Genomic DNA, 20,041 nt, shown 5'->3' with positions numbered 1-20,041 from the left:
GCAGTCAGCTCCTTTCGTCCTGACAGTTCCTATCCTATCGGACAGAAACTGCCACGACACCATACCGCGGGAACGTTGTAACCAATTGCATGAAAGACTTAAACCATATTGCTAATATCCGTTTAGATTGCTAAGTTTGTATAAATTGTAAAACAATGAATAGACTACTCAAAGAAAATATGGATAATATCAAAGCATTATGTATTACACATAATGTAAGTAGTCTTTTTGCATTTGGTTCTGTATGTACTGACAAATTTAATGATGATAGCGACATTGATCTTTTGATTTCTTTCAAACCAATGGATTACGGTGACTATGCTGATACATATTTCGAATTGGCTGATAAGTTTGAAACTATCTTAAAAAGACCTGTTGATTTGATTACAGACAAATCACTTTCAAATCCTTACTTCATAGAATCGATTAATAAGACAAAGACCTTGATTTATGGAGCTTGAAATTAAAAAGTACTTATTTGATATTAAAGAATCTATTGATTCGATTGAGAGTTACCTTGGAGAAAAAAGAGATTTTACCATCTATATGTCTGACAAAATGATGAGACGAGCAATCGAAAGAGAGTTCGAAATTATTGGTGAAGCGATGACAAAACTCGATCGACTGGATAACACACTGGAAATTTCAAGTAAAAGACAAATTATTAGCATGAGAAATCGAGTCATTCACGGATATGATAAAATTGATCATGAAATTATTTGGGGAACAATTGTCAGACACTTACCTATTCTAAAGAAAGAAATTCAAGTTTTAATCAAATAAAAACAACTGGTTACAACACGCGGTCATAGTGCATGCGGTTTTATTTTAACCTGCAAATCCACTTTCCGTATGCCGTCATTTTCGGCTTGACAGTCTCCACTTCGTGGGACAGTCAACCGCACGACACCATACCGCGGGAACGTTGGCAGGCATTCAATCAAAATTATAAAACATTGCTGTCCCATTAAAGTTTAAAATAGTTCTTTGAAAGAATTGAAATTTAGTTAATTACAGAGGATTTTCGAGCGAACGGACTTGAATTTTAGCTTTGCTTCAGATTAATCTGACAGCATATGTTTCAAGACAAATACGTTTTCGCTCAACTGGTCTCATTTTTAAATCGAAGTAAGTTTAATCGTATTGTTACCAAATATGATGGTGATAGATATGTAAAACATTTCACTTGTTGGAATCAACTTCTTTCGATGATGTTTGGCCAGCTTTCAAATCGTGAAAGTCTGAGAGATTTGATAGTCGCTCTTGATGCTCATCATACCAAATCTTATCATTTGGGTATGGGCAAGAATATTTCAAAATCATCTTTGGCAAGAGCTAATCAAGATAGAGATTATCACATCTTTGAACAGTACGCTTACTATTTGATAAACGAAGCCAGGCAGAAACGAGTTTCTGACATCTTCAAGCTTGATGGTAATGTCTACGCTTTTGATTCAACAACGATTGATTTGTGCCTTTCCGTATTTTGGTGGGCGAAGTTTCGCAAGAAAAAAGGTGGAATCAAGGTACATACATTATATGATGTAGAGACACAGATCCCAGCTTTCTTTCTCATTACAGAAGCTTCTGTTCATGATTCTACGGCAATGAAAGAAATTCCTTATGAATCAGGATCTTATTACATATTTGACCGTGCATATAATCACTTCAGGATGTTGTATAAGATTCATCAAATAGGAGCTTTCTTCGTTGTTAGAGCAAAGAAAAACCTTCAATACAAGATAATCAAATGGAAACGAAGATTGCCAAAAAATGTGCATTCTGATGTAACGATTGAACTGACTGGCTTTTATCCCAGGCAATACTACCCAAAATATCTTAGATTGGTCAGATATTGGGATGAAGAACAAAAGCGTGAGCTTGTGTTTTTAACCAATGCAATGCACATTTCTGCACTCCAGGTTGCTGAACTTTATAAGAACCGCTGGCAAGTCGAGCTGTTCTTTAAGTGGCTGAAGCAACATCTGAAAATCAAGAAATTCTGGGGCACTACTGAAAACGCAGTACGCATACAAATCTACGTTGCCATATGCACCTACTGCTTGGTAGCAATTGTCCAGAAAGACATGCAACTTGAAAGAAGCACATATGAGATCTTACAGATCCTGAGTATATCATTAACTGATAAAACTCATCTTCGAGACCTCTTTATGAGAACTAAATTTCAAAATGACAAAGAACGTTTTAGGCTTAATGAGCCAAATTTGTTTAATTATTAATAACGTCCCAATTTTAATGGGACACTAGTGATTATAAAATGAGATTACGCTTCATATTAATATACACTTTTTTAGTATTCAGCTTCTCTGGCACTTACGGTGCTGATAGAATAATATATAATGGAACTACATATAACCTGTATAATTATCCTTTGCAGTTTATTTCAAAGTTCAAACAATGGAATACGAAACCTATTTTTGGTGAGGATGCTAAAATACAACGCATGTTTGATCAAGTACCATATTATTGCACTTGGATAGTACAAGATGATCACATCTATCTTCAATCTATAAAAAGCGATAGTTTAAATGCAAATCTGCTGGAATTATTTCCAGATAAATATGATAATGGATTAGTACTTGCTGATTGGATTGATACAATACTTTATGCTCCATATGGAGAAATGATTCTTTCTTGGGACATAACTTTTTCTGGAAAAATATATGAATATGAATTAGCTTTTAAAGTGCTCAAAGGGGAAATTATTTCGGTTGAGAAATGTGATAATACTATGACAAAGACTAAACTTTTAAAAGATGAAAGGCTTTTAAGAGAACTCATTAAAAAAAATACTCATTGGGAAAATTTACCTGAATCAGATACAATAGATAGGCGTGTCTATGTTCAAGTAGCATCTACTGACAATCAAGGTAAAATTGATAGCGTTAAAATTTTAAAAGGCGTGAATGATATTTACGACAGAGAGGCAGTTCGCATTGTGAAAACGATCCCTGAATGGCCAGTAATTTATAATCACGGGGAATTATCAGATTGGTGGATTTTCCCGATTGTCTTTGACATGAGTGATAAAAATAAAAAATGAACGACCTGCCAACACACGGTATAGTTCATGGCAGTACTTTTAAACAAAATGTATCAACGTTCGCACCCAACTCCTTTCGTCCTGACAGTTCCTTTCACGGGTGAAAGAAACTGCCACGACACCATACCGCGGAAACGTTGCCTGCAATAGTGAAAAAAGAAAATTCAATTTAAAATAGTCCATATTTGATTTTGAGAAAGTAAACTAATAAGTTAACTTTGTTAAATGATTAGAAAGATAATTGCATACAAGGACTACTTTGTCAATTTCTACAAAAGTCAAGATTCAAAGGTTCAAGAGAAAATTGAATATGTACTTGACCTGGTTAGATTTGAAAGACAAGTTCCCAAGAAGTTTTACAAGTTGCTTGAAAATACTGATGGAATTTGGGAAGTTAGAGTAATTACGACTTTTAAGAGTATTAGGATTTTATGCTTTCAAGATAAAGGAGACTTAGTAGTACTGACAAATTGCTTTCTAAAGAAGAGTCAGAAAACTCCCAAAAAGGAGATTAAAATGGCTGAGAAATTAAAAAAAGAGTACTTAACAGAAAAATATGGAGGATCTTCAAAATGAAAAATTTAACTGATTTCGAAGACTTATTAAAAGAAAAATACGGAGAAAAAGGGACTCCTAAAAGAGATAAATATGATTCTGATTCACTCGCTTTCAGATTAGGAATTATGCTTAAAGAAGCCAGGAAAGAAGCACAAGTGACTCAGGAAGAACTAGCTGAAAGAACTGGAACAAAAAAGAGCTACATTTCAAGAATTGAGAGAGGACAAAGTGATATACAAATCTCGACTTATTACAAATTAATTGAAATTGGATTAGGAAAACATTTGAATATTTCAATTAGATAAAAAACTACTGCAGGCAACACGCGGTCATAGTGCATGCGGTTTTGTTTTAACATGCAAACCCACATTCCGTATGCCGTCGTTTTCGGCTTGACAGTCTCCACTTCGTGGGACAGTCAACCGCACGACACCATACCGCGGGAACGTTGGGCAAAATAACTTAGACACACTATCAAATCGAAACTTATGATATGAAGACAACAACTATATTATTCATTCTTATAGGATTAATAGCCACGGCAGCATTTATCGGATTGATAATTATTTTAAAATCCCCCGACACGAAAAAAGGAGAAAAGATTCTTAAAAAGTCAGGGTCATTATTATTGACGGTCCTTCTTATATCATTTATATTTTCAGATCTACATCGTGATTATTCAATATACGAAGAACAAAATACTTGGAAAAAATATCAGTTACCACAACTTGATTCCTTAATGTACCTTAATATTATAGAAACAAAATGGTCAAACTACAGATCATTGAGCCAAGATAGCATATATCATTCTGGTAAAATTATACGATTTGATCTGTTTGACATCTACAGTATCGAGGATGATTTCATAAATAAAAAGCAAGACAAGATTTTAACATTAAAATTCATAAAGCCCAATATTATCCGTGATTCATTAAGAGTTATGACTTTGAAAACAAGATCTGATTATATGAATAAATTGCCAATTGAAACATTAACCTTTTCTCAATTTGATAGTGTACTTACTGATTGGGGATTAAGAAAAGGATTGTATGATAAATTGGTGGATTATTGAAATTAATTACTTTGCACAACACGCGGTTCATAGTGCATGCGGTTTTGTTTTAACCAGCAAATCTTTATTCCGTATGCCGTCGTTTTCGGCTTGACAGTCTCCACTTCGTGGGACAGTCAACCGCACGACACCATACCGCGGGAACGTTGGGCTGCATAATATAAACTGTCCATAATACATAAAATTGGATTAAAAAAATTTGAATATGTTATCTTTTAAGATAACTTTACACCATGAATAGAAAGATAATATTCTACGAAGAATACTTCATTGACTTTTATAAAACACTTGATCAGAGAGTTAAAGAAAAATTTCAATATGTATTTGAACTAATAAAGCAAGTTGAAATGGTGCCAAAGAAGTTCTTAGCTCCAATGGCTGGTTATGAAGGACTTTTTGAAATACGTATTGAGTTTCAATCAAACATTTACAGAGTGTTTTGCTGTTTTGACAAAGGCAAATTGGTAATTCTATTTAATGGATTCCAGAAAAAAACACAAAAAACTCCAAAGAAAGAGATTGAAAAGGCAATGAGATTGAAAGATGAATATTTTAACAGTAAAAACAAACAATCATGACTGACTATAAAGGAATTAAAACCTTCAATGAATTAATTGAGAGAGAACATGGCAAAATTGGAACAGAGACCAGAAATGTATATGAGGAAAAAGCTCAAATGTTCATTGTAAGTGAAATGCTTAAAGAAGCCAGGAAAGAAGCAAAATTAACACAACAACAACTAGCTGAAAAAGCTGGCACAAAGAAAAGTTACATTTCAAAGATTGAAAATGCAAAAGGGAATATACAGCTCTCTACTTTGATTAGAATTTTTGAAAAAGGATTAAACAGAAAGATCGGACTTACTTTTCTTTGATTTAAACCTGACTGAAATATTACGCAGCCCAACACGCGGTCATAGTGCATGCGGTTTTATTTTAACTTGCAAAACCACATTCCGTATGCCGTCGTTTTCGGCTTGACAATCTCCACTTCGTGGGACAGTCAACCGCACGACACCATACCGCGGGACCGTTGTGTGGCATAAAAATGAACGATGAAACAGAGAGTTAAAACAACATGGATTCTGATTCTTTTTCTTGGATTCTCAAATATTCTAATAGCATCTGATAATTCTACAGCTGATTCAATTAAAGTCGCTCAGATTGTAAACGGATTTTATGATTGGTACTTGACTTCGATTAAGGAAAAGAAAGATTCTGATTTTAAGCCAAAATTCATAGAATCTAAAAACGGAATGACCACACTTGATTACTCAAAATATCTTGACAATTTAAAAGCCCACGGATTTTCAGATTCATTGTTAATGAAAGAAAAGCAAAGCTATTCCGAATGCATTGAGAATTTAGAGAAAGTGAAATTTTTTGACTTTGAAAAAACGACTTTTATCGACTTAGACGAATATGAACAAGCAAATTGTGATTTTGGAAACTTTTATCGATGGACAGGCGGACAAGAGCCAGTTGACGGGATTAGAATAATTGACATCAAGTTTATTTCTACTAATAGAGCTTATGTTACGATTGATTATTTTGAGTTTAATTCAGAAAAGAATAAAACATATTATTGGGGTAAAAACGGCTTAACTTTAATAAAATTTGACAGTGATTGGTTCATTGATAAGATTGATTCTTGGATAAATAATTGAGGGTTATGGCACATATGAAAAAGGGACAAGAAATGAATAAAAGATGAATTTTTAAAACATATTAAAATGAAATTAGTAAGATTCATATTTGGATTTACAATTGTATTAATTCTAATTAGTTGCGGAAAAGAACCGATTGCAGACTTTACCTGGGAACCAAAAGAACCAAAAGCTGGGGAGGAAGTAAGATTTACGAATTTATCGACTGACGCAACTTCGTATTCGTGGAATTTTGGGGATATGTCTATCGGTGATGACACCAATCCGACCCATATTTATGAACGAAAAGGGAACTATATCATTGATTTACGAGCTCAAAATGGATTGAGATCGGATGAAAAAACTGTTACAATAACTGTAACCGATTAAATGGATATGATTATAATTCATTAAGATATTACTCTTAATAAATTACGCCACACAACACTATTCTAAGGGAAGACCCCAAAAATAGCCAATAATTTATGCAGCAAATCTACCAAGATCCACGTACGGTGTTTGACTTTTAAACAAGACGTATATAAGTCTGTAATTTCCCTTAAAAACTGGTCGTTTAAAAGCAACAAAAAATTACTTTAAAGATAAAGAAACACTTCACTTTTCTCAAATCGTAATTGGTAGTATATTTGACCACAAACAAACGGTCAGATTTATTCATGAAAATTGATAAATTTATTCTTGCAATTGTTGCGGTCATTGCTCTGGCATGGTTTTTTCCTCAAGCTGCTGATCCGCAAAGTGCCATTCGTCTTAATCTGATTGCCAGTGTTGGTATTTCTCTGATCTTCTTTTTTTACGGACTTAAACTAAGCCCGCAACAGATAAAAACCGGACTACAAAACTGGAGACTGCACATTCTGGTTCAACTCACCACCTTCCTTATTTTCCCTTTGGTTGTTCTGCTGTTTTATCCGCTTATAACTTCAGAAAACGGACATACTATCTGGCTTGCATTTCTGTTTTTAGGCGCACTGCCTTCAACCGTGTCATCTTCGGTGGTTATGGTTTCTATTGCCAGGGGAAATATTCCTGCAGCTATTTTTAATGCCAGCATTTCCGGCCTTATTGGAATTGTGATAACACCTTTGTGGATCGGGCTGTTCATGCAACAATCAACAGTTGATTTCAATCTTGGAGAAATTTATATCAGACTTATTACACAAATCCTGCTTCCGGTTGCGTTAGGGATCACATTGCAAAGCTTCTGGGGCAAATTTGCACGCAAACATTCAAGATACCTTACATTATTTGATAAATCCGTTATACTACTTATCATTTATAAAAGCTTCTCGGAATCCTTCGAAAATAATGTTTTCAGTTCCATTAATGTTTATGATCTTTTACTCATTATGGGAGCTGTCATAGTACTATTCTTCGGCATCTTTTTTCTCACGGGTTATATATCGAAATTGTTACATTTCGATCTGGAAGACAGGATAACAGCCCAGTTTAGTGGTACAAAAAAATCATTGGTTCACGGTACTGTATTTGCAAAAATTCTGTTTCAGAATTCGGCTTCAACCGGAATCTTTCTTCTTCCCATTATGCTGTTTCATCCAGTTCAATTGCTGATCATCAGTTTTATCGCATCAAGGCATGGAAAAAGAGATTTATAAAGTTCTGTATTTTGTTATTCTGATAATTACAAAATTTTAAGTAATTTTCATGAGTGATTATATCAAAACAGGTTTAACGATAATCTGGCTGGCAGTATTATTTTACTGGATCATTTCCGGGTTGAGATATAAAAGAGCAAACAGCAGAGAATCATTTATTATCAGATTCTTTTTGTATTGGTTACCATTATTGCTGGCATTTGTACTGTTAGGGCCTGGTGATTGGTATGGACATTCACTTTTAAGAGAGAAGTTTGTAAATCATACTAATTTTGTAGGCATAACAGGTCTTTCATTATGTTCAGCAGGAGCCATAATAGCATGCTGGTCAAGATATCTGATTGGTAAAAACTGGAGCTTATCGGTTCAGAAAAAGGAAAATCATGAGTTGATTCAAAAGGGCATCTACAAATTTATCAGACACCCAATTTATACAGGATTACTTTTGCTTTTTACGGGTAATATGCTAATTGTAGGAGATTACCGTGGTATTATTGCAGTACTTATTGTGTTGATTTCATTTTTAATCAAAATAAAAAAAGAAGAAAAAATATTGACTGAAATATTTGGAAATCAATATTCTGATTATAAATCTAACACAAAAGCACTATTACCATTTTTATATTAAAACTGAATATAACTATTGCCTCTAAACAAAAAATCCCCGTTAAAAAACGAGGATTTTTGCTTTATAAGGACTGAACTTATCTTATTTTCTGTGCCACCTCCACGTTCAACTTACGGCCTTTAAGACTATGCCGGCCAAACGATTTGATAATGGTAGATTCATAAGAGGAATCCACTTCAAAAAAGGCATATTTCTTTTTAATATCGATCTCCCCTATTTCAATATTTCTTACCTGGGTAAAATCATTAATCATTCCGATCAGTTTTGCAGGATTCAGTTTATCTATTGATCCGACATTTAAAAACAGACGCGACATATTGGAGTTGCCCCGTTTACCACCTTTAGCACTTTTCCCTCTTCTTCTCTCACTCTTTCCACCCTCGCTTCTCTCCTCTTTTACGCCGGCATTCAAATCCGGTGCATTTTTGTAGTACTCCAGAAAGCGGTTAAATTCAACCGAAAGAAAGCGTTTAATCAAATCTTCACGACTGAGCCACTCCAGTTTTTTATATACAACCGGAAGATATTTGTCAATCTGTTGATCATCAACCGTTATATTTTCTACGGTATCAACCAGATTAAACAGTTGCTTTTCGCAAATGGCCCGACCACCCGGTACCATTTTATGCTCCATCTGCTTATTCAGGATGCGCTCTATCTGCTTAATTTTTCCCTTTTCACGGGTATGAATAATAGAGACCGAAACTCCGTTTTTACCAGCTCTTCCGGTTCTTCCGCTCCGATGCACATAAACCTCAGGATCATCCGGCAGATTATAATTGATCACATGAGTAAGGTCGTTTACATCCAATCCACGCGCTGCCACATCTGTTGCAACCAGCATGTGCAGATGTCCCTGTCTGAATTTATTCATAACGAGGTCACGCTGCGGTTGAGATAAATCCCCATGCAATGCATCGGCATTATATCCATCGTTGATCAGATGATCCGCCACATCTTTTGTTTCCTGACGGGTACGGCAAAAAACAATCCCGTAAATTTTAGGATTCATATCTGCAATCCTTTTCAACGCAGAATAGCGGTCACGGGCATGAACCATATAATATTCATGAATCACATTTTCGGCTCCGGCATTCTTTTTGCCTACAGAAAACTCCAGTGCATCGGTCATGTATTTTTTAGCAATCCTGCTGATCTCTGCGGGCATTGTAGCAGAAAACAATAAAGTCTGCTTTTCCGGTGGAGTAGTTTTTAATATTTCATCTAAATCCTCCTTGAAACCCATATTCAGCATTTCATCTGCCTCATCAAATACCACCCACTGAATAATATCTACCTTTAACACGCCGCGGTTAATCAGATCAAGGGTGCGTCCGGGAGTTCCAACTACTATCTGGGCTCCACTTTTAATCGATTTTATTTGCGGACCAATAGGTGCACCACCGTAAACCGATACAATATCAAGTCCCGGAACATACTTTGAAAAGTTGGCCATGTCACTGGCAATCTGAATACATAATTCGCGTGTTGGACACAGAATAAGTGCCTGTACTGTCTTCAATTCGGTGTGAACCAAATGAATAATAGGTAAACCAAAAGCGGCGGTTTTACCGGTACCGGTCTGAGCCAATGCTACAATATCCTGATCTGAACTCAACAGATGAGGGATCGTCTTTGCCTGAATAGGCGTTGGGGTAACAAAACCAAGTTCTTCTATCGCACGCAGAACATTTGGCTCAAGCCCCGATTCTAAAAATGTCATAAATTTTTTAAATTAAACAGTCTACTCTTAGACTGCGAAATGGATTAAACCTCAGGCGTTTCAACATTGAACTCTATACGATGGTCACCCCTGAAATTTGAGCCGCAAAGGTAAGCTTATTATTTGAACATGCAACAGTTTATTTTTTAAGACTTAAGATTAAAGAAACAAGACACAAGATTATATGATTCACTGGAAATTTATTCTCTGGTAAAGACACGTTTAACGCGTTGTGAAATACTTGTAATCACTTCATAAGGTATGGTTTGCATCCATTCGGCAACGGTATTGATATGGGGTTCATCTCCAAACAGGATGACTTCATCTCCCGGTTTTATGTTTAGACCTGTTACATCCAACATGCTAAGATCCATGCATATATTACCAACATATGGAACTTTGTTCCCATTGATTACGGCATAACCGGTTCTGTTCCCCAGCAATCGAGCCAGACCATCTGCATATCCAACCGGTATCACTGCTATTTCAGAATCACGTGTCAGCACACCCTTTCGCCCATATCCGACAGTCTCGTCTTTTTTGACCTTTTTTACTGCAGATACCATGGTTTTAAACGTGCCTACAGGTTTAAGATCTTCGTTACCTGCGGCACTTACACCATACATTCCAATACCTAATCGAACCATATCGTATTGGTAGTCCGTAAACCGTTCAGATCCTGCTGAATTCAGAATATGTTTCAGAAATTCATAGCCAATTCCTGACTTTATCTTTTCAGCATTTTTTTCAAACAGGTGGATCTGTTCCATGGTAAAATCATCTTTGTCTGCTTCATCCGCAGCTGCAAGATGACTAAAAACGGATTCTATCTTTAAGAAATTCTGATCATTTATAACCCCAATCAGTATATCCACATCTTCCGGCAAAAACCCCATGCGATGCATGCCTGTATCCAGCTTAATATGCACAGGATATGATGATTCTCCCAGTGCTTTTGCCTCAGCAATCACAGCATCGAGAATATCAAATGAAAAGATCTCGGGTTCCAGATGATACCTGAACAATGTATCAAGACTTTGCATTTCGGGTGCCATAACCACAATAGGAAGAGTCACACCTGCATTTCGTAATTCCACACCTTCATCGGCAACTGCTACAGCCAGATAATTTACCCCATGGAACTGCAAGTGTCTGGCCACTTCGAATGATCCTGAGCCATATGCAAAAGCCTTCACCATAGCCATAATACGCGTTTCCGGCTTTAACATTCCCCTGAAGACAGAGATATTCTGTGCCAGACGGTTCAGGTTAATCTCAAGTGTGGTCTTATGCACTTTATATGCCAGATGCTCGGTTACCGACTCAAATTCAAAACGCCTTGCGCCTTTAATCAGAATGGCTTCACCACTAAAATGAAACTGGTCAATATCTTTCAGAAAATCACCGGTCGATTTATAAAAATGTCCCGGGATAGTGAATAATCCGGCATGATCCGAAATAGCCTCTCCTACGCCAATTAACTGATCAATCCCTTTCTCTTCAAGCAACTTGTTCACCTCATCATATAAATCCTCAGGTTTTTTACCGGACTGAACAATGTCCGACAGAATGACTCTCTTAATCCGTTTACCACTTCCGGCCTGTTGCAACAAAAAATCGAGAGCAATAGCCAACGAACCGATATCTGAGTTATAGGAATCATTAATCAAAATAGAATTGTTAATCCCCTGTTTCAGCTCCATCCGCATTGCAACCGGCTCCAGCTTTGAAAATACGATTTCAAATTCCTTTGGATCAAACCCGGAAGCATGTAGTGTAAAAAAACAGGTTATTGCATTTTCGATAGAGGCTCTGTCGGTGTAAGGAATACTAACTTCATGGTTGATTCTACCCTTAAAAGTTAAGACAGATTTCTTACCTGTGGACATCACAGAAACAGAAGCACCGTAACTGCTATGGTATGACCATGCATAATATCCGGTAAAATTATTCAGCAATAACTTTTGAAGAGGAACACAATCCGCGGGAACAACCTTAACCTCAGCATGTCTGAACAACGCCAGCTTTTCGCGGGTTTTCTCCTCATAAGATGTAAAGTTTTCCTGATGTGGCTCGCCGATATTGGTAAGAACAGCTACATCCGGTGCTATCATTTCCTCGAGCCGCTCCATTTCGCCAGGTTGAGAAATTCCGGCCTCAATAATGTAAACCTCACTGCCATGATCTGCATTAATAAGCGATAATGCCACACCCAGTTGTGAATTATAACTTCGGGGTGATCTGTAAACCTTAAATCTGGTGCTCAACAGTTGAAAAAGCCACTCTTTAACGACCGTTTTACCGTTACTACCCGTAATAGCAATAAATTTCCCCTGCAGCTGTCTGCGCTGATAAAAAGCCAGCTCCTGCAAGGCTTTTAAGGTATCTTCTACCAGTATTCCGTGTACCTTTTTATCCCTGGGCTTTTCAGAAACCACAAATAAGTTGACGCCATTTTTCAACAGATCCGGTATATATTTATGACCGTTGTTCCTGGTTGTTTTCAGGGCAAAAAAGAGGGTGCCTGACGATTTACCAATGATTCTGCTGTCAGTCAGAACAGAGCTTACCAACACATCACCGTCGCCAATTAATTCGCCACCGGTAATTTGTGCAATATCTTTTAAAGAGAGGTTGATCATACCTGTGATAAACGATCGTTCAAGATACGTTTTTCTGCGTAAAAATCAAGGTGCGGAAATCTGTTTTCCAAATCATGAGCTTTTTGTAACACATTCTCCAAAAATGCTATATAGGCCTCACTGTTGGGATTAAAGGGTTTGTGTTCGACTGCTTTAATTATATCCTCAACTTTTTTTACCAACTGTACTGCTTCACGACTGAGCCACTTTTCAGCGAAGCGCTGCCAGATATATTCCACTGCCTGTTCATTCATGTGAAACATATCTGACGCATAAAACCTGTAATCGCGAAGCTCATCCATCACAATTTCGTAGGACGGGAAATAGCTGGCTGAATCAAACCACTCACACAACTGTTCTACAGCCAGAAGCAAAACTGCCTTGCTGAGCTGATTGCCATGAGCACCATCTTTCCAGTGCCGCACCGGACTAACGGTAAATACGACTTTAAGTGCCGGATTAAACACATTGAGTTTAACCAGTAAATCCTTGTACTGCGATACTATTTCATCCTGATTTAACCGATATCGGTTAAATTGTACTGAAGGAATCTTATGGCAATTAGAGACTATAAGGCCTGTCTGCTGATGCTCGAAAACCCATGAAGTGCCAAAGGTAATAAACAACCATTCAGCACTTTTAAGAAATTCAGAAGCCCGCAAGCGCTCCTCTTCAATCTTTTGCAGTAAAGCAGATTTGGTTTCAGCAGAAAATGTACTGTGATGATAGAAACTGTGCCAGAGTCCGTCATGCTCTACCAGCGCTGTTTCCGGTATCGGATCATCGGATATTAAAAAACCTGTAGCACTGGCAACAGAATAGGGATTATAAATCACGCCAAACGGATTAACAACTGATGGGAATTTACCTTTAATGAATCGGTGACCGATACTTGTAGCAAAGCACGATCCAAGGAACATTACAGGATGATAATGCTCAAGCCGTAAAACAGGCTCATGAATCGTAACTTTAGTCGACAGTTCCATTATTCCACATTTCCAATCACCTTCATCAATTCGTCAAGATTTGGTGTAAGTATAATTTCAGTCCTCCTGTTTTTCTGGCGGGCTTCAGGTGTATTAGCAGGATCAAGTGGTACATATTTACTCCGACCTGCTGCCGTAATGTTTTTGGGATCAATTCCAGGATTTTTAAGTAGAATGCGTACAATTGCCGTGGCACGCTTCACACTCAGATCCCAGTTGTCCAGTATCTGGCCTGTCCCATTATATGGCATATCGTCAGTATGACCTTCTATCATAACCCGGATATCCGGATTATTAGCCAAAACCTCGGCCAGCTTATTGAGTGCAGCTACACCATTGGGATCCACATCCCATTTTCCGGATTGGAACAACAGTTTTTCATCCAGAGACACATAAAGCAATCCGTCTTTCATATGCACCTGAAGACCTTTGCCATGATAGCCTTTTAATGCTTCCATAACCCTACTCTGCAGACTGTTCATTATAGAATCTTTCTGGTGGAGAATTCGTTCCATCTCAAGAATGCGGGCATTTCTGGCTTCTATTTCCTGTTGTGCCTGTTCCAGGTTAACCACTGCATTTTCAAGGTTTTTACGTTTTTCTGACAGCGCCTGCTGTGTGGAATTCAGTGCATCTTCACGTGCCTGAAGATCATTCTGTAAAGTCTGTAGTTGTTGGAGTAACTGGGTCATCTCAGCCGTATTTCCCGACGAAGATGATTCATATGCACTAATCAGATCATCATATTGCTTGCGGCTCTGATCCAGACTGTACTGTAAATCATGAACCTTCTTTGCCAGCCTTAATGTATCTGCTACCAATAAATCAACTTCGTTGGCCAGACTGGCGTTTTGAGCATTCAGCTCTTTATTGGCTACGGTCATCTCCCGGTTCTCCCGGTTTAAACGGCTATTTTGCGAAGCAAAATTCTTATTTTGCTCTTCAATATCTTTAAACGATTTTAATGGAACACAACTGCTGATTATTAGCGTTGCTGTAAGAAATAAAATGACGTTACGAAGTTTCATCAGTTTTGAGTTTTGTTATACAAATTAACTAAAATAACGTGTAAGCTGCTTAATTAGTGTATTCAAACTATACGCATTTTATTAACATTTCCCATGAAATTGATATAAATGTATGTATAAGCGTACGTAAAAGGGTATCATAATAATGGTCTGTTTTGAAGAGGCTGTCAGAAAAGTCTTCAAACTTTCATCAATTAAAACACAATTGCTTTATAATGTCCGGGTGTTACATCAGAATTCAGGATCATTATACCCATATGAAATAAGTTAAATGAGACCCGAACAGATGGATGATTTCGTATCCGCTCCCATGTCTGAAACATATCTGCGGACCAGTAAATATCATCGGCAATCACCATACAATTCTTAGTACAGAAAGGAAGTACCTGGTTAAAATACTGCTCCAGGGCTTTGCCGGTATGGTTGCCGTCAATAAAAACGAAATCCACATTCTTCAGCAGCTTCAGTGAAGGCAGCAATCTGTTCTCAAAAGTATCTTCAATCAGTGTAATATTATTTAGGCTGAGTTTTTTCCAAAGATCTGTGGCTTCTTTTGCGCAGGAATGACAGGCTTCAATAGTAACGACCTGTGCTTTGGGATTTGCTGAAGCAAGATACGCTGTTGTAAGGCCCAGCGAGGTACCAAGTTCCAGAATTGAAGAAGATTTCATATAGTTCACCAAACGGAACAACATCTCCTGCTGGCCACTTGATTTAACGGATTTAAAAACTATCTCGCATATCGGACACCAATAACTTCTGTACCCTCCTGCACCAAAATCTTCTACTTCAATCTTCCGTTTTACCCTAAGCATTCTGTTCTTTTCCTTTCGTAAATCCAGAAATGCATAAAACGAATGTTCCCCATGAATGGCATCTTTCAACAGGTTATAGGCAAAGGGAGATTGAACACCGAAACCTCTGTCGTTTCTTAAGGCAGTGAAAAGATGTACGATAAAAGATCGTATCCTGAAAGAAGTGTTTCCCATTAAGTGTGATCTTTAATAACTGTGACAACCACTGCCCGTTTATCACGTGGTCCGTCAAACTCGCACAAAAAAATGTTTTGCCAGGTAGAAAGACCCATCTTCCCGTTTATAAGTGGAATAGTCTCTGAGGGACCAACCAATCCTGCCTTTAAATGAGAGTCTCCGTTGTTATCCTGCGCATCGTGTTGCCAAACACCAGGTGGTATGAGTTTACGCAATAAAGTTACAACATCATTTTGAACAGAATCGTCCCAGTTTTCCTGAATCATAATCCCGGCAGTTGCCCCCTGAACATAAACGCAAACCAATCCTTGCTTTACACCTGTCCGGCTGACAATCTGTTCAACTTCCCGGGTGATATCAAACAGACCTTCATGAACATTGGTAGATATGGTAAATAATTGCTGCATACCGTTTTGGTGTTCACAAAGATAATCATGTAACTGAAATAAACAATCGCATCAACAGGTTACCATAGCGAGCATTTCAATGTCTTCGAGGCATCAATTAGGATCTGAATTCACACCTAAAAGCAAACATATCAGGTAACCTATTTCACAACAGAAACCTCTACGGCAGTCAGTCCTTTAGGACCTTTCTCTATTTCAAAGGATACGACGTTGCCTTCCTTGATCTCCTCTTTCAGGTTATTTATATGCACGAAGATTTTTTCCTGTGTTTCCTTATCCTTTATAAAACCATAACCTTTTGAATCATTGAAAAAGATAACGATACCTTTTCTTACTGGGTCTGGACGATTGGATTCATCCATTTTGGGTGTGCTGATTTCGATATCATCAAGCTCAACCTCAGTTTTTTTATCAGGATCCGGAGGTGTGGATGTAATCTGTCCATTCTCATCCACATAGGCAATCATATCATCAAGGCTGTTTTTCTTATCACCTTCTTTTCTGGCCAGCCTTTTCTTTTCCTTTTCTTTTCTCTTTTTCTCTTTTTTGTTTCTGACTTCTTTTTTGTTAAAGGTTTCTTGTGATCTTCCCATAAAATACTTTTAAAATTACGATTGAAATATATTTTGTCTTTTTTTAAATTCAGATATCAAATCTTCAAATACCTGCTTCACTGTTGATATACGGTCAACTTTACCTGCATTGGCACCTGTGAAAGCAAAACCATCGTTCATATTGCCATGATAAGCAGCTAAAAGAGCATCAGCGATACAATATGATGTTGTTTTAGGATTGCAGGTTTTAATGCAGTTATACTTGCAAATCTCCGGTCTCCGCAGTCCTGCACTCGCATCATCTAAGAATCGGTTACCAATGGTTCTGCCCGGTAATCCAACAGGACTTTTAATGATGCGTATGTCATCATCCACTGCTGCAATAAACGCTTTTTTAAAATCAATGGATGCATCACACTCCTCAGTTGCCACAAAACGCGTACCAAGCTGTACAGCTGCTGCACCTTTTTCCATAATATGGTACATATCGTCTCCTGAATAAATCCCACCTGCAGCAATTACAGGTATGTCCTTATCATATTTCGATTTTATATCTCTGGCGACTTCAAGAACCTCAGCTACTAAAAACTCCAGAGACTGATCTTCATCATCAATTGCATCCGGTTTAAAGCCCAGATGTCCTCCGGCTTTAGGACCTTCCACAACCAGGGCATCAGGCAGATAATTAAAATTCTGCTTCCATTTCGCGCACAATACAGAGGCTGCTCTTCCTGATGATACAATCGGCACCAGCTTGGTTTTAATCCCTTCTCCCAGATATTTAGGAAGATCAAGTGGCAATCCTGCCCCGGAAAAGATAATATCTATTCCCTCATCAATTGAAGTGCGTACCATATCGGCAAAATTTGTAATTACCGACATGATATTTACGCCAAGAATACCCTTCGTCTTTTCACGTGCCTTACGGATCTCTCTCCTGATGGCATCGATATGTTTATTCTTAAGGTTTACACTGCTGCTATCCTCAATAAACCCAATTCCAACAGTTGAAATAACACCAATTCCACCCATGTTTGCCACGGCAGAAGCCAGTCCGGATAGAGATATACCTATCCCCATTCCCCCCTGAATAATGGGGACAGGAATTCTCAGGTCCCCTATATTAAATCCTTTCAACCTCGCAATTAATTAACCAGTTTAACATTAAACGCAACAAGGCCTTTTTCTCCCCGCTTCGTATCAAAAACCACTTCCTCATCATTCTGTAAACCGCTGAACGGACTATCAAGTCCGGTACGATGTACAAAAATGTCGCCATCCCCCTCCGATTCGATAAAACCAAATCCCTTGATTTCATCATACCATTTTACTTTACCTTTCTGCATACTAATGTATTATCAATAACGCGACTTTTGCGGTCTGGCTTCATTTACAACCAGATCCCTGTTTTTAAATGATGTGCCGTTCAATCCTTCTACAGCTTTCCTGGCTTCACCCTCATCATCCATGGTTACAAAACCAAAACCTTTGCTGCGGCCACTATATTTATCCATGATAACTTTGGCTTCGCTTACCGAACCAAATGTATTGAACAACTGTTCTAAATCGTACTCATTAACCTTATAATCAAGGTTTCCAACATAAATATTCATATATTTAATTTTAATATGTGATTTGACGTTAGATATTTACGTTGCAGCAATAAACCTGTTGAAACCGGAATACAGTTTTCTAAGGTTAAAAATACTTACAAGCGTTAAAAATCCATTGTCAATAAAATAAGGATTCAAAAAGGTGAACTGAAATTGACTAAGAGCTAAATGGAAATTAGAAAATGAAAGTACAAATTTTCAAACCTGAAATCGCGACAAATGTACGTTTAATATTTAATGTGCGTATTATTTCTGACTGTTTTTTAACGTTATATCAGATTTACAGAGAATACAAATCAGATGAAATGCTTATAAATATTACCTTACACCATGAATTATATTGATATTAACCGGAAACTCTGGAATGAACGGAGCAAAGTTCATTTCGGATCAAAATTCTATGACAATGCATCTTTCCTGAGTGGAAGAAATACCTTAAACCAAATTGAACTGGATTTACTCAGGGATATATCCGGTAAAAGGATCCTTCACCTTCAATGTCATTTTGGACAGGACACCTTGTCATTGGCGCGTATGGGAGCGGTTGTCACCGGTGTGGATTTCTCAGACGTGGCCATTGAGAAAGCAAGGGAACTGGGCAAGAGCACCAATTTAAGAGCCGAATTTATTTGTTGTGATATTTATGACCTCCCAAATCACCTTGACGAAACTTTCGATATTGTATTTAGCAGTTACGGCACCATTGGATGGTTGCCTGATATTGAGCGTTGGGCCGGAATTATAAATCATTATCTCAAACCTGGAGGGACTTTCATTTTCGCAGAATTCCATCCGGTGGTATGGATGTTCAGCAATGATTTTACGACGGTAACATACGGATATTTTAACACCGGCTCCTTCGTTGAAACAGAAAATGGTTCATATACTGATGGCAGCGAGGCTATTAAATTGGAATCCGTTTCGTGGAACCACACCTTATCCGATGTATTTACAGCTTTAAAACAAAATGGCATATTAGTAGAAATTTTCAGAGAATTTGATTACTCTCCTTACGACTGTTTTCAAAATACAGTTGAAACCGAACCCGGAAAGTTTATGATTAAAGGCATGGAAGAAATGCTTCCGATGGTTTATGCTTTAAAGGGTGTGAAGAATTCTGATATATAAACAAAAAAAGCTGCCTGAAAAAGGCAGCTTTAATTCTTTTAGAGCAATGGAATTAACGGCGAATTCCAAGTTCTTTGATAATTGAGCGGTAACGTTCGATATCTTTTGATTTTAAATAATCAAGCAACCGACGACGTTTACCTACCAGTTTCTTCAAAGAACGTTCAGTAGCAAAGTCTTTTTTATTGATCTTTAAGTGTTCTGTTAAGTGGGAGATACGGTATGAAAATAATGCTATCTGCGCCTCTGGGCTGCCAGTATCAGAATTAGACTTTCCGTGAGTCCCGAAGATCTCTTGCTTTTTCTCTGGTGTCAAATAACTCATAATTATTTATTTATTTAATCGGAGCGCAAAATAACGCAT

Annotated in this window: 25 protein-coding genes; 14 read left to right on the top strand and 11 right to left on the bottom strand. The window is 37.5% G+C overall.

What is annotated here, in order from left to right; genetic code table 11:
* The first annotated feature begins 155 nt into the window (after positions 1-155).
* From ACE1EF_RS10655 to ACE1EF_RS10595, 13 genes are all read left to right on the top strand, one after another.
* Positions 156-461 (top strand): nucleotidyltransferase family protein, encoded by a 306-nt coding sequence (locus tag ACE1EF_RS10655; RefSeq protein ID WP_375720647.1) that lies wholly within the window; start codon positions 156-158, stop codon positions 459-461.
* Positions 451-783: a HepT-like ribonuclease domain-containing protein gene (locus tag ACE1EF_RS10650; protein ID WP_375720646.1), complete on the top strand. Its 333-nt coding sequence runs from the start codon at positions 451-453 to the stop codon at positions 781-783. Before ACE1EF_RS10655 ends, ACE1EF_RS10650 begins: the two co-directional genes overlap by 11 nt.
* A 293-nt stretch (positions 784-1,076) precedes the next feature.
* Positions 1,077-2,240, top strand: coding sequence for an IS4 family transposase (locus ACE1EF_RS10645; protein ID WP_375720645.1), 1,164 nt, complete (start codon positions 1,077-1,079; stop codon positions 2,238-2,240).
* Between the two features lie 38 nt (positions 2,241-2,278).
* The gene (locus tag ACE1EF_RS10640) at positions 2,279-3,064 is read left to right on the top strand and encodes an energy transducer TonB (protein WP_375720644.1); all 786 of its coding nucleotides are present in this window, start codon (positions 2,279-2,281) and stop codon (positions 3,062-3,064) included.
* A gap of 225 nt (positions 3,065-3,289) precedes the next feature.
* The gene (locus ACE1EF_RS10635) at positions 3,290-3,640 is read left to right on the top strand and encodes a type II toxin-antitoxin system RelE/ParE family toxin (protein ID WP_375720643.1); all 351 of its coding nucleotides are present in this window, start codon (positions 3,290-3,292) and stop codon (positions 3,638-3,640) included.
* Entirely contained in the window at positions 3,637-3,927 is a 291-nt protein-coding gene (locus ACE1EF_RS10630) for a helix-turn-helix domain-containing protein (protein WP_375720642.1), read from the top strand. Before ACE1EF_RS10635 ends, ACE1EF_RS10630 begins: the two co-directional genes overlap by 4 nt.
* A gap of 188 nt (positions 3,928-4,115) precedes the next feature.
* Positions 4,116-4,694, top strand: coding sequence for a hypothetical protein (locus ACE1EF_RS10625; protein WP_375720641.1), 579 nt, complete (start codon positions 4,116-4,118; stop codon positions 4,692-4,694).
* A gap of 233 nt (positions 4,695-4,927) precedes the next feature.
* Positions 4,928-5,272, top strand: a complete 345-nt coding sequence (locus ACE1EF_RS10620) for a type II toxin-antitoxin system RelE/ParE family toxin (RefSeq protein WP_375720640.1) — start codon at positions 4,928-4,930, stop codon at positions 5,270-5,272.
* Positions 5,269-5,568, top strand: coding sequence for a helix-turn-helix domain-containing protein (locus ACE1EF_RS10615; RefSeq protein WP_375720639.1), 300 nt, complete (start codon positions 5,269-5,271; stop codon positions 5,566-5,568). Before ACE1EF_RS10620 ends, ACE1EF_RS10615 begins: the two co-directional genes overlap by 4 nt.
* Positions 5,569-5,748: 180 nt before the next feature.
* Entirely contained in the window at positions 5,749-6,360 is a 612-nt protein-coding gene (locus ACE1EF_RS10610) for a hypothetical protein (RefSeq protein ID WP_375720638.1), read from the top strand.
* Positions 6,361-6,426: 66 nt separating this feature from the next.
* Positions 6,427-6,729: a PKD domain-containing protein gene (locus ACE1EF_RS10605; protein WP_375720637.1), complete on the top strand. Its 303-nt coding sequence runs from the start codon at positions 6,427-6,429 to the stop codon at positions 6,727-6,729.
* Positions 6,730-7,016: 287 nt separating this feature from the next.
* Positions 7,017-7,976: a bile acid:sodium symporter family protein gene (locus ACE1EF_RS10600; protein ID WP_375720636.1), complete on the top strand. Its 960-nt coding sequence runs from the start codon at positions 7,017-7,019 to the stop codon at positions 7,974-7,976.
* A gap of 49 nt (positions 7,977-8,025) precedes the next feature.
* Positions 8,026-8,604: a methyltransferase family protein gene (locus ACE1EF_RS10595; protein ID WP_375720635.1), complete on the top strand. Its 579-nt coding sequence runs from the start codon at positions 8,026-8,028 to the stop codon at positions 8,602-8,604.
* Between the two features lie 76 nt (positions 8,605-8,680).
* Here the strand turns inward: ACE1EF_RS10595 and ACE1EF_RS10590 are convergent, their stop codons facing one another.
* The 10 genes from ACE1EF_RS10590 to ACE1EF_RS10545 all read right to left on the bottom strand — a co-directional run bounded on the left by ACE1EF_RS10590 (position 8,681) and on the right by ACE1EF_RS10545 (position 18,549).
* Positions 8,681-10,327 (bottom strand): DEAD/DEAH box helicase, encoded by a 1,647-nt coding sequence (locus ACE1EF_RS10590; protein ID WP_375720634.1) that lies wholly within the window; start codon positions 10,325-10,327, stop codon positions 8,681-8,683.
* Positions 10,328-10,527: 200 nt separating this feature from the next.
* Positions 10,528-12,969 (bottom strand): bifunctional UDP-N-acetylmuramoyl-tripeptide:D-alanyl-D-alanine ligase/alanine racemase, encoded by a 2,442-nt coding sequence (locus ACE1EF_RS10585; RefSeq protein ID WP_375720633.1) that lies wholly within the window; start codon positions 12,967-12,969, stop codon positions 10,528-10,530.
* Complete coding sequence (locus ACE1EF_RS10580; RefSeq protein WP_375720632.1) at positions 12,966-13,955, bottom strand: GSCFA domain-containing protein; 990 nt, start codon at positions 13,953-13,955, stop codon at positions 12,966-12,968. The genes ACE1EF_RS10585 and ACE1EF_RS10580 overlap by 4 nt, the downstream gene beginning before the upstream one ends.
* Entirely contained in the window at positions 13,955-14,983 is a 1,029-nt protein-coding gene (locus ACE1EF_RS10575) for an OmpA/MotB family protein (RefSeq protein WP_375720631.1), read from the bottom strand. The genes ACE1EF_RS10580 and ACE1EF_RS10575 overlap by 1 nt, the downstream gene beginning before the upstream one ends.
* A 194-nt stretch (positions 14,984-15,177) precedes the next feature.
* Positions 15,178-15,972 (bottom strand): O-methyltransferase, encoded by a 795-nt coding sequence (locus ACE1EF_RS10570; protein ID WP_375720630.1) that lies wholly within the window; start codon positions 15,970-15,972, stop codon positions 15,178-15,180.
* A complete protein-coding gene (locus tag ACE1EF_RS10565) occupies positions 15,972-16,382 on the bottom strand; it encodes a secondary thiamine-phosphate synthase enzyme YjbQ (protein WP_375720629.1) in 411 nt (136 codons plus the stop codon). The genes ACE1EF_RS10570 and ACE1EF_RS10565 overlap by 1 nt, the downstream gene beginning before the upstream one ends.
* A gap of 140 nt (positions 16,383-16,522) precedes the next feature.
* On the bottom strand, positions 16,523-16,975 hold the full coding sequence (locus ACE1EF_RS10560) for a cold-shock protein (protein WP_375720628.1): 453 nt from the start codon (positions 16,973-16,975) through the stop codon (positions 16,523-16,525).
* A gap of 15 nt (positions 16,976-16,990) precedes the next feature.
* Complete coding sequence (locus tag ACE1EF_RS10555) at positions 16,991-18,073, bottom strand: NAD(P)H-dependent flavin oxidoreductase (RefSeq protein WP_375720627.1); 1,083 nt, start codon at positions 18,071-18,073, stop codon at positions 16,991-16,993.
* An 8-nt stretch (positions 18,074-18,081) separates the two neighbouring features.
* Complete coding sequence (locus ACE1EF_RS10550) at positions 18,082-18,282, bottom strand: cold-shock protein (protein ID WP_375720626.1); 201 nt, start codon at positions 18,280-18,282, stop codon at positions 18,082-18,084.
* Between the two features lie 12 nt (positions 18,283-18,294).
* Positions 18,295-18,549, bottom strand: a complete 255-nt coding sequence (locus tag ACE1EF_RS10545; RefSeq protein WP_375720625.1) for an RNA recognition motif domain-containing protein — start codon at positions 18,547-18,549, stop codon at positions 18,295-18,297.
* 330 nt (positions 18,550-18,879) lie between these two features.
* Between ACE1EF_RS10545 and ACE1EF_RS10540 the strand changes: the two genes are divergently transcribed.
* On the top strand, positions 18,880-19,677 hold the full coding sequence (locus ACE1EF_RS10540; protein WP_375720624.1) for a class I SAM-dependent methyltransferase: 798 nt from the start codon (positions 18,880-18,882) through the stop codon (positions 19,675-19,677).
* A gap of 52 nt (positions 19,678-19,729) precedes the next feature.
* Here ACE1EF_RS10540 and rpsO read toward each other — a convergent pair whose 3' ends face one another.
* Complete coding sequence (rpsO, locus tag ACE1EF_RS10535; RefSeq protein ID WP_375720623.1) at positions 19,730-20,002, bottom strand: 30S ribosomal protein S15; 273 nt, start codon at positions 20,000-20,002, stop codon at positions 19,730-19,732.
* Positions 20,003-20,041: the final 39 nt, after the last annotated feature.

Origin of the sequence: Quyinboa sediminis (genome assembly GCF_042219855.1) — a bacterium.
In the GTDB taxonomy this organism is placed as follows: domain Bacteria; phylum Bacteroidota; class Bacteroidia; order Bacteroidales; family UBA5342; genus JBHJHP01.
This window is presented reverse-complemented; position numbering and strand designations above follow the sequence as displayed.